Below are 13,754 nucleotides of genomic sequence, written 5' to 3'. Positions count from 1 at the left end.
GGTCCGATGCGGGGAATGCCCTGGAGCGCAGTGACCAGATCGGCGGCGTCCAGGCGTTCCCATTCAGTGTGGTGCTGCTGGTAGTCGGCGGCGGCCGCTTGCAGGGCAGTGCGGTGGAATTTCGCTCCCACGCTGGCGAACTGCTGATCATCCAGGGCCAGGACGCCCGTGGGTGTGGGCGCGACGGCCAGCTCACCGAACGGGCCCGGAACGATCGTTCCGACCGTTCGGCACCAGAGGCGGTAGAGCCTGCGAGCCTGGTCGGCGCGTACGACCTGCCGCAGGATCGCGGTGCTGATCGCGTCCCACAGCCACGGGTTCGCCAGCCGCTGGGTGACCCCGAGTTCGGACAGTCCGGCGCGCAGCTCGGCGGGGGCCGCGGCGGGCAGACCCGCGGGGTCTGTGGGGACGAATGCGGGCTTGACGTCCTCGGTGCCGGACACACATTCCGCGTGCAGGCCATCGCGGTCGTGGACGAGGATCCAGAGGCCGTAGTTACCGCACGTGCGCGAGAGCCGTCCTCGTGGGCGTGCCAGGCAGGGTGATCGGTCGTCAGAACGCCGGTCATGGGTTGCTCCTCACGTTGTGCTCTTGGGCTCGCCGTAGCCTCTCGCGTCACGAGGGCCCGGTGTGTAGCAGCCACGGAGATCGAGGGCATCAGTTGATGAGGCGGCGTCGAATGAGGTAGTCGCGCATCATCATGTACTCGTCGACCGTGGCCGGCCGGGACTCGACGGCCTGGTCACCTGGCTCGGCGGGGGCAGGCCAGGTCTCCATGGGCGGCATCAGTTCTTCTGCCGCGTGGGAGAGCTTCTTGCGGCGCGGGCCGCGCACGAACAGGGTGACGGTGTCCGGTTCCATCACTGCCTGGTGCACCATCGTGTGATCCAGCGTGTACGCGCTGCCGGGCCGCTCGATCGTCACGATGCCGGGTGTGAGGTCGGAACCGGTGAACGGGGGTGCCGTACCGGGATGGTTCACCGTGATCGGAAGGCGGCTCGTGGGACGAGCGCACGCGAAACGGCTGGTATTACTGGGGCATGCAGGAAGAGACCGCACGCTCCGCGATCGACACGTTCATCTCCGCGTTCAACGCCTCGGACGACAGCTATGTGACTGCCCTGCTCTCCCAGGCCCTGACCTCAGACGTGGTCTTCTGGGGACCGTTGGGTCGCAGCGAAGGAATCGCGGCGGTCGAGCGGTTCGTGCTGGACATCCGGCGCCACCCGGCGGGGACCGGCACGATGGTGCGCTGCTCAGCGGTGGACATGCCTGACGAGTGGGCCCGGTACCAGTGGGTCTTCACCACGCCTGATGGAGGCCCCCGCCTGGCGGGAACGGACGTCGTCCATCTGCGACGGAGCCTCATCGACCAGGTCATCGTCTTCGCGGGGGAGATCGAGCCGTTCGCTTCCTGAGTCATCCTTCTGTCGCTGTCCTTCTCCTGAACGTGCCCCTTCGGCGCTCGGGAGCTGCGGTTCGCAGTTGGTCAGGCCGCGGTGTTGAGGGGGCGTCCGCCCCAGCGGATGCCCTTTTCGCTGCGGATGCGGGCACGTTCCTTGCGTTGGGCGGCGAGCACGTCGGGGTGGCGGGCATGGGTGTTGCGCCGGCGCAGGTAACGGTGCGGCGCCTGGGTTTGCGCGGGGTGGCTGCGGTGGTGGGAGTTGGCCAGGGTGAACTGCCGCAGCGGGCCGAAGCGGGCCTCGATCGGGTTGGCCCAGGAAGCGTAGGTCGGGGTGAAGCACAGCTCGACCTTGTTCTTCTTCGCCCAGCGGCGGCTGTCCGCGCCAGTGTGGGCGGAGAGGTTGTCCAGGATGATGCAGATCGGGGCGCCGTCGGGGCGGGCGGCGCGGATCGACTTGAGCGCGGCCAGGGTGTTGGCGGTGCCCTTGCGGCGGCGGTTGACGCCCCACAGGCGGTCGTCGCCCACGGAGTAGCAGCCGTGGAAGTAGGTGACGCCGTGGGTGCGGCCCGGTTCCCACCCGCCGAGGCGAGCAGCATCATCGCGCGCCGGTAGCGCACCGAACTCGTGCTGCCCCGGCGCACGATCTGCTGCAGCTTCTGCCCCTCCTGGTCGGTCAGTCTGCGTACACGGACAGGCTCAGCCACCGCGCCTCCAGCAATCGGATCGGACGTCACCGCACATCCAACCGTCGCGACCACCAACCCGGCGCACCTTCCCGGTCAGAGCACCTAGCGACGGGTCGGCACGGTCCCTGCGACTCTCCCGGCTACGTTCGCGCGGGAGCGCCCCGCAGCGCGTGGCTGCGGGGCGCCTTGCGGGGTTTAGTCGACCGACTCCCCGTCGTGCGTACCGCCCTTGCAGCGGTTCGCCGTCAGATCGGCCGTTCCACCGCCCTGCTCGCACTGAGAAGGGGTGACGTAGGTTGGGGCGCCCTGTGCGGCGGCGGTGGCAGTGGCGGCGCCTGTGAGGCCGAGTCCGGCGAGGGCTGTCGTGGCGATGACGGCGGCGAGGATTCGTCGAATGCGCATGTGGTTCCCCTTTCGCGGATTACCTCGGTTGGGGCACTAGTCAGCTTGATCCTCACCCATGTGGGTGGCACATCATGTTGCGCCATTCAGGTGACGGTGCCGACGGGTGCGGGGTCGGTGACGCGACCCGTCGGACAGGCCCTGGAACGAAGAGACCACCCTGGCCGGATGGGTGGTCTCTTCGCTGTTCCGGAGGGGGCAGCGTCCGCAACCGGCCCCATGCCAAGAACCGTGTTGACCTGCGGAAACGCGGGCCGTGGTGAGCCGGAGCATGGGAGTTGCGGCCGCGATGGTCGCGGCGCGGCTGCCGAGCAAGCTCGGTCGCGGCGTTGGTAGGCGGTGCTCTGTGTCCGGGCTGGTCATATGAGTTGTTCACTCACAGGTGTGGGTCCCCTGTCCGGCACCGCGTGCCGAGAGCCGACGGTGGAATGTACCCGAAGTGAAGAGAGCGATCGGGGCAGCTCACTACCCTTGGCCCGCCGGCCCGCCAGCCGCCGTGAACCTCTGCACACGCGGCAATCGCCGCGCCGGACAAGATCCCAGGAATGGGGCACAAACTTATCTGGATCAGGGAGTAATGGTGGCTCGCAAGATGTCCTCAGAACAGCGAGAAAAATTCCTTGCCCAGCCGCATCTCGGCGTGCTCTGCATCGCCGCGGAGACAGGCAGGGCCCCAATGGCCACACCGATCTGGTACGACTACCGACCCGGCGGCGACGTCAAGCTGTTCACTTCACCCCGATCGCGCAAGGCCCGGCTCATCGCCGAAGCCGGACGGTTCTCGCTCTGTGTCCAGGAGGCGGAGGGCTTACGCTATGTGTCGGTGGAAGGGCCCGTGGTCGAGACCGTGCCGATCACCGAAGACGAGCACAACGAGATCGTTAGGCGCTATGTGGAACCGGCGCGCGTGGCGGCATTCCTTGAAGCCACCTACGAGACACACGCCGGAAACGTGGTCGTCAGCATGCGCCCAGAACGCTGGAACGCCGTTGATTTCTCGGACATCGCTGCTCAGATCGCCGAGGATGTGCCGACTCGAACGTGACTCGACGACAGCAGCGGACGCGGATCCCACACCGTCTCCGGGCGAGCAGGTTACGGCGGGGTAGTCCTGTGAGGACCCTTCTGACCTGCGAAAACGGTCATTGACTTCGCCCCGGGTAGGAGAGCCCGCATCCGTCTCAAAGCATCTGCGGTGCTCACCGGAACGCATCAGCCGCCCGACCTTGGCGGAAGCTCGGCCACTCCCCCGCATCGTGGTTCCCAGGATCCGGCTGGAAACGTGGTGGGAATACAAGGAGGAAGAAGACCCGAGAGGGATGACGAAGGCCGGCGCCTCGGATCGCTCCGCCACCCCGCTGACCTGTGTAAACGGTGAATGATCGAAACGGCGCAAGCAGGGTCGACGATCCAATGATCATGCTCGTAAAGCGGGGGTCGCAGGTTCGAATCCTGCCGGGGGCACCAGCACAAACGGCCCGGACCGATCGTGGTCCGGGCCGTTGTGGCGGCAGCAGTTGACGGCAGGCGGCCTGCCCTCCGAGGTCGCTCGGCAGCGCCCGTATCAGGGCTCCGTCTCACGCACCGCGGTTTTCTGGCCGTCCACGGCGATCCGGCGACCTTGACCGGCAAGTGGTAGCCCTGACTTGTACGCAGGTGGCCGACTCGGGCGCCTCAGCGGGCTGAAAGGCGCCCTGCTCAGCCAGCTCACCAACGCCTTCGCTTGCAGTGGGTGGAGGGCGTCAGACAGTCGCCTTGGCGATGATGCGTTCCACCTCCCCTTGGCCGAAGGCCCGCAGGGTCGTGGAACGGATGTTGCCCACCCCGCCGAGATGCAGAAGTGCTGCGGTGGCAGTTTCGTCGTCGGGTGCCTCGACGACGGCCACGAGGTCGTATGGACCGACGGTCCAGTAGATGTTCAGGAGCTTCGCCCCGATCTTCTGTGCCGCTGCGCCGAAGGTCTCAGCGCGCTTCGCGGTGTCCTTGTAGTCTCGGACCCCTTGATCGGTCCAGTTCAGCAGCGTGACGTACGTCGGCATGTTCTCTCACCTTCACGAGGAAACACATCGCGAGGTCAATCCTGGACATCGGGGCTGACACCAGCACGGGATACGCACCCGAACGAGCGATACGAGCGCCTACAGGCGGTTGATCACGGTGGTTGGATCCAGGAGAGGTTCGAATCCTGCCGGGGCACGGAGAGAAGGGCCGGCTCAGGAGGGATTTCCTCCCGGGCCGGCCCTTCGGCGTTTCGGACGGCGTGCCACACGCGTGCCACTACGTCCGGCTCCCGGCCCCGGCCCCGGCCCCGGCCGTGGAGGTGAGCGTATTGCCCGTGTGCCGCAGGCCGTGAAAGTGCAGGTCGGCCGAGACGCCCGCAGTCTTCCGAGCCGTGACCCAGTCGTCGCGGAAGTTGCTCCGCCGCGGTTGTCCGCCTGAGGCCCGACGAAGACATGACCGTCACGGCCGGGCGCGGCAAAGTGCTTCAGGTGGTTCGTGACCTCGTCCAGCAGCTCGGCCGGGAAGGAGACGGCCCGCACCCCGGCCGCTGATTTCGGGGGCGGCAGCGGCTTGGGCGCGGCGCCATTCGGCACGGGCGTCGCGGAGGGCGCCGAGGCTGGTGGAGCAGCGGCGGGACCTGGTGGAGAAATGGCCACGGAAGCCGAGCATGTGGGCCCAGGCCCTCAGCCGGAGATGCCTTTGCCGTCTCCCCACAGGTGATCGCCCTCTCGGTCACGGACGGCGGAGGCACCGCAACCGCCCCGAAGGCCGAGGACCACGACCAGGCCGAGGACAACGAGCCCTCGCCTGCCTGTCCGCAGGAGCCGTCTTACCAACTCACCCTCTACGACGACAGCACCCGCTACGTGCTCGTGGCCCACCCCCGAGGAGCGGCATCGTGAAGGGCTCCGTACGCGGCTGCTGGTGCGAGTGCGGGAAGGAAGACCTCACCGGGGGGAACCCGCCGGCGCTGCGGGCATCGTTCGACGCCTATTCGGCGCCCCAGGCCGACAGATGGGTCGCCCCTTCCGTTGAACCTTTTCTCCTCGAAGCCCGTTGCGATGTTCGCGGAAGCGCGTGCGAGGTCGCGCCGGGACAGGCGCCGTCAGGAGAGGACGGGGGGAGGCGGCCCGCAGACCTCGCGGACGGGCTCCGTGACGGTTGGTGAGAGACGTGGACCCGGGACCCGGCAGCCCGCGTCCGCGGTTCCCGGCCGCCTCCTCTGTATAGCCCATCAAGGAGTGACATACATGTTGTTCACCATCCCCCGCTGGAGAGAGCGCCTGACCCGGCGCTCCGTCGGCGTCGGCGCGGCCATAGGTCTCGTGCTGGGTACAGTCGGTGCCGGGATCGTGCTCTCCCAGCCGTCCGGGGTGTCCTTGGCGGGCGAAGCGGTGGGCGCTCAGATCACCGGCTTCGCCGGCAAGTGCATCGACGTGGCGGACGGCAACAGCGCGAGCGGCACGCAGGTTCAGCTCTACGACTGCAACGGCACGCCGGCCCAGCAGTGGGCCAATCCCGGTGACGGAACCCTGCGGGCGTTCGGCAAGTGCCTGGACGTCCGGTACGGCAGCACCGCCGACGCGGCGGACGTGCAGTTGGCGGACTGCAACGGCGGACCCGCCCAACAGTGGGTGATCACCGAGGCCAAGGACATCGTCAACCCGGCCGCGAACAAGTGCCTGGACGTGCGCGCGTACAACAGCGCCAACCGCACTCCCCTCCAGATCTGGCACTGCCAGGGCTCCGCGAACGAGAAGTGGAACGTGTCCGCGGGCGGCAATTCTTCGGTCCCCGACGCGCAGAAGCCCGCTCCCGCCCCGCCGGGCGACAACGGACCCACGTCCGGGTTCGTCGTCAGTGAAGCGCAGTTCAACCAGATGTTCCCGAACCGCAATCCCGTCTACACCTATGACGGGCTGCGGGCGGCACTGAGCGCCTACCCCGCCTTCGCCAACACCGGCGACGACACGCTGAAGAAGCGGGAAGCCGCCGCCTTCCTGGCCAACGTGAACCACGAGACCGGCGGTCTCGCGCACATCGTCGAGCAGAACACGGCCAACTACCCGGCCTACTGCGATGCCAGCCAGCCCTACGGTTGCCCGGCCGGCCAGGCGTCCTACTACGGCCGCGGCCCCATGCAGCTCAGCTGGAACTACAACTACAAGGCCGCGGGCGACGCGCTCGGCATCGACCTGTTGAACAACCCCGGGCTGGTGGAGACCGACTCCTCCGTCGCCTGGAAGACCGGCCTGTGGTACTGGAACACCCAGTCCGGCCCGGGTTCGATGACGCCGCACGATGCCGTCGTCAACGACGCCGGCTTCGGCCAGACCATCCGCTCCATCAACGGCGCCCTGGAGTGCGACGGCAAGTACCCCGCCGAGGTGCAGAGCCGCGTGGATTCCTACGTGGGCTTCACCCAGATCCTCGGGGTCGATCCGGGGGGCAACCTCTCCTGCTGAGCAGGAACGCACCGGCCGCGCTCCCGTGACGGAACACAGCACGTGAGAACTGCGGAGGGGGGTCTTCCCGGGCGAGGCAGGCGGCAAGCGGTGTTTCCGCGAGTCGCAGCCCCGCTCGGGGAGAACCCCCCTCCGGAACGGGGCGTGCGACCACGCGGGCCGTCGCGCCCGCCGGCCGTGCGTAGCGGTGGCCGTCAGTAGCAGTGGCCGTCAGTAGCGGTGGCCGGGCCAGTGCGGATCCGTCCAGCGGTCCTCGTCGGTGAGTCCGAGCAGCCGTATCCGGTGCCGCAGATCCGCCGGTGCGCCGGACTCGCGGAGTCGCCCGGCGGCGTGGTCGAGGAGCCAGGCGACCAGTTCGGCGCGCATCTCCTCCTCGTCGTTCTCGTACCAGTCGACGTACCACGGCAGACGGTCGCCCAGGAGTTCGTACTCCCATGCCTCGGCCGCCTCGGCAAGACGTCGGTCGCTGAGGCGCCCGGTCTGCTTCTCCCAGTCGGCAAGCCAGGGGCCGACCGTTCCGGACGCCTCCGCACACATCGCCAGGACCTGGTGTGCCGGGACGGCCGCATCCGGATCGGTGAGGCTCTGCACCCACCAGGCATGCAGGAACTCGCGTACCGGACCGGCGTGCTCGTCGGGCCACTGCTGCCAGTGGCCGCGGGCGAAGGAGTGCCCGGCCTCTTCCAGTCCGAACAGGGGTTCCGCGCGACCGGCGACCAGGACCGTGGCGAACTGCGGCAGGATGCGGCGCAGCACGGCCGCGTGATCGGTCCAGTCGATGGCCTGCCAGGTCCGGCGCAGGAGGTCCGGCTCCAGTTCGACGTCCGGCGTCTTCAGAAGCGAGAGTTCCTCCGAACTTCCCCAGTGGCATTCGCAGTTGTGCTCGTCCGGATGCGCGGTCATGCCGTGGAAGGTGGCGGAGAGACGGTCCAGGGCGGCGCTGAGGCGGCGGCGTGCGGGAGAGTCGGCGAGTTGCATGATGTGCCCGGCCTTCGGGGACTCCGTACGGCTTCCGCCGGCCGAAGATGACGACTTTACCCGGTAGGGCGCACCGGCCGCACTGGGACGGGTGCGGACCACGGCACGTCGACAGGGCCGAGCAACGTCCCGGTACGCGATCTTCCGCACGGGGTGCCTTGAGCGGCACTCGGTCACCTGATTCGGTCACCTGATCGGGGCGACGACCGCTGCCTCGATGGGGTTGATGTCCGGATCGTCACCGTCTGAAGTGTCGGCTTCAGATGGTGACGTCAGGTGGTGACGTCAGGTGGTGACGTCAGGTGGTGACGTCAGATGGTGACGTCAGATCTGGATACGGAAGGCTCCGGCAGGGTGCGGAAGACCGGGTACCGGCAGCGGACGGAGGCGGGGCGGATCAGCCGATGCAGCCGGGTACCGGACTCGGGCTGTTGAGGCAGTTGTTCGGGGTGTTGGCCCGTACGCGGCTGGCGCGCAGGGTCACGGTGCCGCCGTTGTTGTAGATGCCGCCGGGGTTCACGCCGCTGGCCGTGTTGTTGCTGATGTTGGTGGCGTTCACCGTGGATGTCCCGCCGGGGGCGCTGGGTACGCCGTTGGCAAGGCCGCCACCGCCGTTCGGCGCGGTGTTGTCGACGAGGTTGGAGGCGTTGATCCGCAGCGTTCCGATGCTGGCGATGCCGCCGCCCACGTTGCCGGCCGTGTTCGAGCTGAGCTGCGAGGCGTTGACGCTGGTCGTGCCGTCGCTGACGATGGCGCCGCCGTTGTCGGCCGCGGTGTTGCCCGTGAACACGGACGCGTTCACCTGCGCCTCGGAGCCGTTGAAAACGCTGATGCCGCCGCCGAAGTTGGCGTGGTTGTTGCGGATCACGGAGCTGGTGAGGTTCAGGGAGCCGTTGCCCGTGACGACGATGGCCCCGCCGGCGCCGTTCTGCACCGAACTGCCCGTGGCATCACCGTTGGTGAGGACGGCCGTGCGCAAGGTCAGGCTGCCGCCGTCGACCGTGAGGATGCGGAAGGTGCCGGACACCCGGGTGATGGTGTCGCCGTTGCCGTTGATGACGATCGGCGAGGTGATGGCGGGCAGCTCGGTGGTCAGCCGGTAGGTGCAGCCCGGCGCCAGATTGAGGGTGTCGCTGCCCGGGGTGCTGTTGGCGGTGTTGATGGCGTTCCGCAGGGCGGTCTCGCTACAGGCCACAGGCAGCGTCGCGGCCGAGGCGGGTGAGGTCAGCACCATGGGGGTGATCGTGGCGGCCGTGCCGATGCTGAGCACCTGGAGGACCCGGGCGAGGGACTTGTTCGTGAGCATGCCACTCCTTCGGAAGTCGTACGACGCGAGCGTCCGGCCGGCCGGAAGGGGTGATGCGGCGCCGCAGGCTTGGGTGTCGAGCGAGGAGTGCCCGATATTCCAGGCAGCATCACAAAATGATCATAATTTACACCCTATGGTCGCAGGCGATGCACCTCGTTGGTTGAACCGGGACCGGGGTCTTCCGGACGCTGCACCGCCTGGCCTGCGGCGGACTCCCGACGGGGTACGGCGAGTCGGCTGCCGAAGCTGATTCCGCCGCTCAACCGTGACGTACGTCCGTACCACCCGACTGGCCGGCCACCTCGTCGACCAGGGGCTGGACCCGGAAGGGGATGACGGCGCCAGCGCGATGACCGTCGTACTGCGGCGGACGCCCGGCACCTCCAGGACGTGGTCGATCACTTGTTGCACGTGCTGGTTGCTCGTGCCCGCGATGCGGCACCAGATGTCGCCGGGGCCCGTCACGATGTGCGCCTCAAGGATCTGCGGTACGGCCCGAAGGCGCGCGGCGATGGCCTCGCGGGCCGGCTGGTCCACCTCGAACGTGGTGAACGCCTCGACCGCGTGACCGAGCGCGGCGACGTCCACGTCCGGCCCGTAGCCGGTCACCACGCCCGCGTCGGTCAGCCGGTCGAGCCGCGCCTGCAACGTACCGCGCGCGACGCCGAGTTGCCGCGAGCTGGCACCCGGACCGATCGGCGCGAGCACGGTCGTCGTACGGCGTATCGGGGAACCGGTCCAGACCGATCCCCGGCTGATGCGCACCCTGCGGCACGCCGGGGTCCGGCCCGGCGCCGTCGTGCTGGTGACGTCGTCGCCCCGGGGCGTGCGGGTCGGCCGCAGCGGCACGGAGGCCGCCGAACTGCCCACGCGGACCGCCGCCCACGTCTTCGTGGCCAGATGCTGAGTGCGGGCGGGCGCCGACCCGGCGCTCCGGCCGCCCGTACCGGCCCGCGGACGGCTCCCGACCGCAGGTCGTGAACGCACCCCGGGTCGTGCACGCACCCCAGCGCACCGCAGGTCATGAACGCGGGCCACCCGAGTGTGCCCCTCACGTGGCGACGTTGTCTGCGAGGGGCACACCCTGCGTGGACATCCGCCTCGCCGGGCCTGTCGTGAGGCAGAGCGCAGCCTGGGCCCGGCGGCGGTACCCGGGTTCAGGCTGGCGTCGGTTCGGCGGGGCGGCCAGCCGGGGAGGGCATCCGGGTGAACGGCTGATCGGCGGGCGGGCCTCAGGTGCGGCCGTCAGGGGCGTTCGGTTCCCCTCAGGTGAGCGGCCGCAGGCCCCTGGCCGACGGTGACGTCGGTCAGGGGCCTGCGGGCTGGTCGGATCAGCCGGCTGGATCAGATTGCTGGATCAGCCGTCGTTCTCCGCCGAGGGGATGTAGGCGCCGGGCACGTCGTTCGGCGCGTAGATCTTGTTCTCACCGGGGTACGGCGTCGAGAAGTTGTGCGTCTGGTACCAGGTGAAGTGGTCCATCTGCTCGGGGTTCGCGAAGTCGGGCACGGCCTTGGAACCGGTCAGCCGCTGCTTCGACTGCCAGGTCGTCCACTCGGCCGCGACCTTCTGCTGCGCCGCCGGGATCTTGGTGGTCGTCGGCGCGGGCGCCGCGCTGGGGTTCTGCGGTGCCGGGGTGTCCGAGCCGCAGGAGGGCTGGGTGCTCAGGCCCAGGGTCAGCGAGGTCCGGTTGGGCACGGCCGTGAACGGCGTGTTGTCCGGCTTGTCGGTGAAGGCTCCGTACATCGGGGTGGCCGCGGAGTCCTTCTGGTTCATCGGGTGGACGCCGAGGATCTGCTCGATGGTGCGGACCATCGTGATCTGCGAGTAGTAGTGGCTGTCGACGGTGTCGTGCTTGGCCCAGGGGCTGATGACCTGGACCGGGGCGCGGTGGCCGTCGACGTGGTCGAGACCGGCCTGGGAGTCGTCCTCGACGACGAAGATCGCCGAGTCCTTCCAGTACTTGCTGTGCGAGATCTCGTCGACCATCCGGCCGACCGCGAGGTCGTTGTCCGCGACCTGGGCGGCCGCGTTCGCGGGACCGCCGGTGTGGTCGTTGGACAGCCAGAACATGTTCAGGTCGGCAGGACCGTTCTTCTCGAAGTCCTGCTTCCAGATCTGCTCCTTGTAGATGTCCGGCACGCTGGTGTCGAACATCGGTAAGCCCTGCACGGACACGTCGTTGAGCGACGGGATCGCCGAGCCCACCTGGATGGGGTAGGCGGTCTTCTGCCCGGTGGCGTCCATGTTCTTGGCGTCGCAGTACAGGTTCTGCCAGGACGCGCCGGTCGGCTTGCTCTCGGACGACTGGAACTCGCCGAAGTCCTTGACGGACTTGCCGGCCGCCTGTGCACCGGTCCAGATGAAGCCGGTCTTCTGGTGGCCGAGCGCGTCGTTCTCGGTGTCGTAGCTGCGGGTGTACTCACCGGCCGAGGACTCGGTGTACTCCGGGTTGTCGGCCTGCATGAGCCAGTTGTGGCCCTCGGCGGAGTTCGTGCCGGCGTCGTAGAAGTTGTCGTACAGCCCGAACTGCGAGGCCAGGGCGTGCTGGTTCGGCGTCACGTTCTCGCCGAACTGCGTGAACGCCGAGTTGCCGTTGCCCTGCTTCATGTCGCCGAAGACCTGGTCGTAGGTCCGGTTCTCCTTGACGATCATGAAGACGTGCTTGATCGTCGAGGGGGCGCCGATCTGCGTCGGGACCGCCACGGCCTTCTTGTGGCTGCCGCTGCTGCCCTTGGCCAGCTCGACCGAGTTCTTGGTCCAGCCGTTCTGGTTGAAGACCTTGCTGGTCTCGGACTTGATGACCTTGTCGCTCGGCAGCGTGAACTGCGTCAGGCTGGAGGTCGTGTCGTGGGTGCCGTGCGCACCGGCGGTGGCGTCGGGGCGGAGGGCGTCGACACCACGCGTGTTGGAGACGACCACGGTCTTGCCCACGGTGGTGATCTCCGAGGGGAAGTAGTCCGTGGGGAGCAGGCCGACGTAGCCGGCCGGGTCCTGCGGGGACTTGTACCGGTAGACGGCGACCGCGTTGGCGCGGCCCAGCGTCACCAGCAGGTGACCGTCGTCGGTGAGCGTCACCGCGTTCGGCTCGTAGCCGACCGACGCCTCCGGCCACGGCTGCGTGGAGATGGTCTGGACGACCTTGTCCTTGCGGGCGTCGATGACCGACACGTTGTTGTCGGCGGTGTTGGTGACGAACACCGCGCCGTTCTTCGCGTACACCGCGGTCGGGTGCAGACCGACGTCGATGCTGCCGACGGCGGCGGCGGAGTCCGCGAGGTTGATGACGCTGACCGTGCCGGTGGTGGTGGCACCGGTCTTCGGGTCGGCCGGCACCTGGGTGCCGTACGAGTTGATGGTGGTCTCGCCGGCCTTGGCCGGACGCCCGCCCTCGTTGCTGACGTAGAGCTTGCTGCCGACCACGGTCATGCCACGCGGGGCGTTGCCCACGGCCCAGCTCTGCTTGATGGTCCCGGTGGCGGCGTCGATGGCGACGACGCGGTTCTGGCCGTTGACCGCGGAGTACACGGTGGAGCCGTCGGCCGAGAACACCGCGGCGCCCACCAGGGCGTGCTTGGAGCCGTCGGCCGGGATGGAGACGGCCGTCGGGTTGGCGAGGGTGCCGTCCGCGTTCACGGTGAACTTGGTGTACCCGTCGCTCTGGCCGAGCCACAGCTGCTTGCCGTCGGGCGAGTAGGTCGGGCCCTCCTGGCCGACGGAGGCGCTGCTGATGCGCAGGTCGTCCTTGGCGTTGGTGCCGACCTTCTGCTTCACCTGACCGGTCTTGAGGTCCATGATGACCAGCGCGGCGTCACCGTCGGTGACCGCGGCCGCCAGGTGGGCGCCGTCCGGGCTGACCGTCGACGACATGATCTTGCCGTCGTTGATGACGGTGCGGCTGCCGTACGGGGCGATGTACTGGTCGGAGGAGATGACCTGACCGTTGGCCGTCTGCTGGCCGACCTGCTGGGTGCCGAACTGGCCCGTCTGGGCGACAGCGGTGCCCGTGACGGCGAGGACGACAGCGATGCCCGCCGTCACCAGGGTGGCCCGGCGGCCTACGCGTCTGCCGAAAAGGCTGATCTGGTCCTTTTCGGCAATCCGACGCTGCCGTGTTACCTGCATGGAAATGTCCCTTCGAGGTGCGAGCAGCGCGCCGTGACCGGCGAACTGCCTCTGCGGGGTCGGTGTGTCCCCGGTCGGGGGCCGGACCTGGAAGCGGTGGCCCGCTTCCTTCGGTCCGGCACCCCGGGCCGTGGGACGACCGTCTGGTGCGACGTCGAGTTGGTGGTCAGCCGGCCCTGCGGCTTCGACGTCAGGGGAATGCCAGAAGACGACGCAGGCCCGTCGTTGGGGGGTTTGCTGGCAACGTTGTCCGTAACGGTGGTCAAGGTCACCGGCCAGGCTCCGGCTGGTCGGTGAGGGCGAGGAAAGCGGCTTCGAGGGGCGAGACCACGGGGGCGAGTTCGCGCAGTGCGACACCGGACCGCACGAGTTTCACCACCAGGTC

The 13,754-nt window shown here is 68.5% G+C and carries 9 protein-coding genes and 7 pseudogenes; 5 read left to right on the top strand and 11 right to left on the bottom strand.

The window, feature by feature from the left end:
- Positions 1 to 443: pseudogene (locus ACFY2B_RS45135) on the bottom strand (hypothetical protein); the annotation flags it as partial.
- Positions 444 to 657: 214 nt separating this feature from the next.
- Complete coding sequence (locus tag ACFY2B_RS45130) at positions 658 to 981, bottom strand: hypothetical protein (protein ID WP_390768880.1); 324 nt, start codon at positions 979 to 981, stop codon at positions 658 to 660.
- Between the two features lie 59 nt (positions 982 to 1,040).
- On the opposite strand from ACFY2B_RS45130, the gene ACFY2B_RS45125 reads away from it, so the two are divergent.
- On the top strand, positions 1,041 to 1,418 hold the full coding sequence (locus tag ACFY2B_RS45125; protein ID WP_180360588.1) for a nuclear transport factor 2 family protein: 378 nt from the start codon (positions 1,041 to 1,043) through the stop codon (positions 1,416 to 1,418).
- Between the two features lie 71 nt (positions 1,419 to 1,489).
- Here ACFY2B_RS45125 and ACFY2B_RS45120 read toward each other — a convergent pair.
- A pseudogene (locus ACFY2B_RS45120) lies at positions 1,490 to 1,969 on the bottom strand (transposase); the annotation flags it as partial.
- Between the two features lie 317 nt (positions 1,970 to 2,286).
- Positions 2,287 to 2,493, bottom strand: a complete 207-nt coding sequence (locus ACFY2B_RS45115; protein WP_390768879.1) for a hypothetical protein — start codon at positions 2,491 to 2,493, stop codon at positions 2,287 to 2,289.
- 577 nt (positions 2,494 to 3,070) lie between these two features.
- Here ACFY2B_RS45115 and ACFY2B_RS45110 point away from each other — a divergent pair.
- Entirely contained in the window at positions 3,071 to 3,538 is a 468-nt protein-coding gene (locus tag ACFY2B_RS45110; protein WP_390768878.1) for a pyridoxamine 5'-phosphate oxidase family protein, read from the top strand.
- 697 nt (positions 3,539 to 4,235) lie between these two features.
- Here ACFY2B_RS45110 and ACFY2B_RS45105 read toward each other — a convergent pair.
- The gene (locus ACFY2B_RS45105; protein ID WP_390768877.1) at positions 4,236 to 4,532 is read right to left on the bottom strand and encodes a GYD domain-containing protein; all 297 of its coding nucleotides are present in this window, start codon (positions 4,530 to 4,532) and stop codon (positions 4,236 to 4,238) included.
- 514 nt (positions 4,533 to 5,046) lie between these two features.
- Positions 5,047 to 5,190: pseudogene (locus tag ACFY2B_RS45100) on the bottom strand (replication initiator); the annotation flags it as partial.
- Here ACFY2B_RS45100 and ACFY2B_RS45095 point away from each other — a divergent pair.
- Together ACFY2B_RS45095 and ACFY2B_RS45090 are read left to right on the top strand one after the other, a co-directional pair.
- Positions 5,190 to 5,279, top strand: a pseudogene (locus ACFY2B_RS45095) (ATP-binding protein); the annotation flags it as partial. The pseudogenes ACFY2B_RS45100 and ACFY2B_RS45095 sit on opposite strands and share 1 nt — an antisense overlap.
- 465 nt (positions 5,280 to 5,744) lie before the next feature.
- Entirely contained in the window at positions 5,745 to 6,959 is a 1,215-nt protein-coding gene (locus ACFY2B_RS45090; RefSeq protein WP_390768876.1) for a glycoside hydrolase family 19 protein, read from the top strand.
- A 210-nt stretch (positions 6,960 to 7,169) separates the two neighbouring features.
- Here ACFY2B_RS45090 and ACFY2B_RS45085 read toward each other — a convergent pair whose 3' ends face one another.
- From ACFY2B_RS45085 to ACFY2B_RS45075, 3 genes and pseudogenes are all read right to left on the bottom strand, one after another.
- Positions 7,170 to 7,937 (bottom strand): hypothetical protein, encoded by a 768-nt coding sequence (locus ACFY2B_RS45085; protein ID WP_390768875.1) that lies wholly within the window; start codon positions 7,935 to 7,937, stop codon positions 7,170 to 7,172.
- Positions 7,938 to 8,334: 397 nt separating this feature from the next.
- Positions 8,335 to 9,243: a hypothetical protein gene (locus ACFY2B_RS45080; RefSeq protein WP_390768874.1), complete on the bottom strand. Its 909-nt coding sequence runs from the start codon at positions 9,241 to 9,243 to the stop codon at positions 8,335 to 8,337.
- A gap of 262 nt (positions 9,244 to 9,505) precedes the next feature.
- Positions 9,506 to 9,972, bottom strand: a pseudogene (locus ACFY2B_RS45075) (Lrp/AsnC family transcriptional regulator).
- On the opposite strand from ACFY2B_RS45075, the pseudogene ACFY2B_RS45070 reads away from it, so the two are divergent.
- A pseudogene (locus ACFY2B_RS45070) lies at positions 9,914 to 10,153 on the top strand (ferrous iron transport protein A); the annotation flags it as partial. The pseudogenes ACFY2B_RS45075 and ACFY2B_RS45070 sit on opposite strands and share 59 nt — an antisense overlap.
- 450 nt (positions 10,154 to 10,603) lie before the next feature.
- On the opposite strand, the gene ACFY2B_RS45065 reads toward ACFY2B_RS45070, so the two are convergent.
- A complete protein-coding gene (locus ACFY2B_RS45065) occupies positions 10,604 to 13,369 on the bottom strand; it encodes an alkaline phosphatase family protein (RefSeq protein WP_390768873.1) in 2,766 nt (921 codons plus the stop codon).
- A 268-nt stretch (positions 13,370 to 13,637) separates the two neighbouring features.
- Positions 13,638 to 13,754, bottom strand: a pseudogene (locus ACFY2B_RS45060) (ABC transporter ATP-binding protein); the annotation flags it as partial.

The organism is Streptomyces sp. NPDC001270, assembly GCF_042896695.1.
Classification (GTDB): domain Bacteria; phylum Actinomycetota; class Actinomycetes; order Streptomycetales; family Streptomycetaceae; genus Streptomyces.
The sequence above is the reverse complement of the archived record's forward strand: the minus strand, read 5'-3'. Positions and strand labels throughout refer to the sequence as shown.

Bases quoted from the DNA above. Each gene is read 5' to 3' on its own strand.
- ACFY2B_RS45090 (WP_390768876.1), top strand. From the start codon at position 5,745: ATGTTGTTCACCATCCCCCGCTGGAGAGAGCGCCTGACCCGGCGCTCC.
- ACFY2B_RS45085 (WP_390768875.1), bottom strand. From the start codon at position 7,937: ATGCAACTCGCCGACTCTCCCGCACGCCGCCGCCTCAGCGCCGCCCTG.
- ACFY2B_RS45080 (WP_390768874.1), bottom strand. From the start codon at position 9,243: ATGCTCACGAACAAGTCCCTCGCCCGGGTCCTCCAGGTGCTCAGCATC.
- ACFY2B_RS45115 (WP_390768879.1), bottom strand. From the start codon at position 2,493: ATGCGCATTCGACGAATCCTCGCCGCCGTCATCGCCACGACAGCCCTC.
- ACFY2B_RS45110 (WP_390768878.1), top strand. From the start codon at position 3,071: ATGGTGGCTCGCAAGATGTCCTCAGAACAGCGAGAAAAATTCCTTGCC.
- ACFY2B_RS45065 (WP_390768873.1), bottom strand. From the start codon at position 13,369: ATGCAGGTAACACGGCAGCGTCGGATTGCCGAAAAGGACCAGATCAGC.
- ACFY2B_RS45125 (WP_180360588.1), top strand. From the start codon at position 1,041: ATGCAGGAAGAGACCGCACGCTCCGCGATCGACACGTTCATCTCCGCG.
- ACFY2B_RS45105 (WP_390768877.1), bottom strand. From the start codon at position 4,532: ATGCCGACGTACGTCACGCTGCTGAACTGGACCGATCAAGGGGTCCGA.